Origin of the sequence: Rhodoplanes roseus (assembly GCF_003258865.1) — a bacterium.
Classification (GTDB): Bacteria; Pseudomonadota; Alphaproteobacteria; order Rhizobiales; family Xanthobacteraceae; genus Rhodoplanes; species Rhodoplanes roseus.
Genome location: NZ_NPEX01000536.1, coordinates 1 through 1,823, shown reverse-complemented (window position 1 = coordinate 1,823; position 1,823 = coordinate 1). Strand labels below are relative to the sequence as shown.

At 68.8% G+C, this 1,823-nt stretch carries 1 protein-coding gene; it reads left to right on the top strand.

Annotated features, from left to right (window positions below; all coding sequences use genetic code 11):
- On the top strand, positions 1-1,813 hold a 1,813-nt coding region (locus tag CH341_RS31055; protein ID WP_210208696.1), incomplete at its 5' end, for an extracellular solute-binding protein.
- Positions 1,814-1,823: the final 10 nt, after the last annotated feature.

Sequence of the window (1,823 nt, the reverse complement as noted above, 5' to 3'; positions counted from 1 at the left end):
GGCCGCGCTGCCCCGGCGCGCCTCCGCGGCTCCTGTGGACGCCCCCGAGAGCCACGGGCTCTCGGCCTTCGGCGACCTGAAATACCCGGCCGACTTCCGCCATTTCGACTACGTGAACCCGCAGGCGCCGAAGGGCGGCACCTTCTCGCTGATCGGCTCGACCCGGCAGTTCAATCAGAACTTCCTCACCTTCAACTCGCTCAACAGCTGGATCCTGCGCGGCGACGCGGCGCTCGGCATGGAGCTGACCTTCACCAGCCTGATGGCGCGGGCGAGCGACGAGCCGGACGCCATGTACGGGCTGGCGGCCCGCGCCGTGCGGATCGCGCCCGACGGGCTCGCCCACACCTTCGTGCTGCGCCCCGAGGCGCGCTTCCACGACGGCACCAAAATCACGGCGCACGACGTGGCGTGGTCGGTGACCACGCTGAAGGCCAAGGGCCATCCGGTGATCGGCCAGCTCCTGCGCGACATGATCTCGGCCGAGGCCGAGGACGACGCGCAGGTGACGGTGCGGTTCGCGCCGGGCCGCGCCCGCGACGTGCCGCTGTTCGTCGCCGCCCTGCCGATCTTCTCCCGCGCCTACTATGGGTCGAAGCCGTTCGACGAGACGACCCTCGACGTGCCGCTCGGCTCCGGTCCTTACAAGGTCGGCCGCTTCGAGCCGGGCCGCTACATCGAGTACGACCGCGTCAAGGACTGGTGGGGCGCGAGCCTGCCGGTGTCGATCGGGCAGTCCAATTTCGACACGCTCCGCTACGAGTTCTACCGCGACCGCGACGTCGCCTTCGAGGGCTTCACGGGCAAGAGCTATCTGTTCCGCGAGGAGTTCACCTCGCGCATCTGGGCGACCCGCTACGACTTCCCGGCGATCCGCGACGGACGCGTCAAGCGCGACGTGCTGCCCGACGACACGCCGTCCGGCGCGCAGGGCTGGTTCCTCAATGTCCGCCGGGAGAAGTTCAAGAACCCGAAGCTGCGCGAGGCGCTGATCGTCGCGTTCGACTTCGAGTGGACCAACAAATCGCTGATGTACGGCTCCTATCAGCGCACCCATTCGGTGTTCCAGAACTCCGACATGATGGCGCAGGGCAAGCCCGAGGGCGCCGAGCTGGCCCTCCTGGAGAAGTTCCGCGGAAAAGTGCCGGACGAGGTGTTCGGGGAGCCCTTCGTGCCGCCGGTCTCGGACGGCTCGGGGCAGGACCGCACGCTGCTGCGCCGCGCGACGCAGCTCCTCGGAGACGCCGGCTATCCGGTGAAGAACGGCAAGCGGGTGGCGCCGAACGGCGAGCCGGTGACGATCGAGTTCCTGCTCGACGAGCCGGCCTTCCAGCCGCACCACATGCTCTACATCAAGAATCTCGGCCTGCTCGGCATCGACGCGACGCTGCGCATGGTCGATCCGGTGCAGTACCAGGCGCGGCGCGACGCCTTCGACTTCGACGTGCTCATCCAGCGCTTCTCGTTCTCGACCACGCCGGGCGACGCGCTGCGAAACTATTTCTCCTCGCAGGCAGCCGCCATCAAGGGGACCCAAAACCTCGCCGGCATCGCCGACCCGGCGGTCGACGCGCTGATCGAGGCGATCATCGCGGCGAACACCCGCGCCGACCTGGTGATCGCGGCGCGCGCCCTCGACCGGGTGATCCGGGCCGGGCGATACTGGGTGCCACAGTGGTACAAAGCGTCGCACTGGCTCGCCTACTGGGACGTGTTCGGCCGCCCGGAGACCAAGCCGCGCTATGCGCGCGGCGCCCCCGAGACCTGGTGGTCGGACGCCGCCAAGGCGGCCAAGATCGAGGGGAGAGGCTAGAGTGCCACCT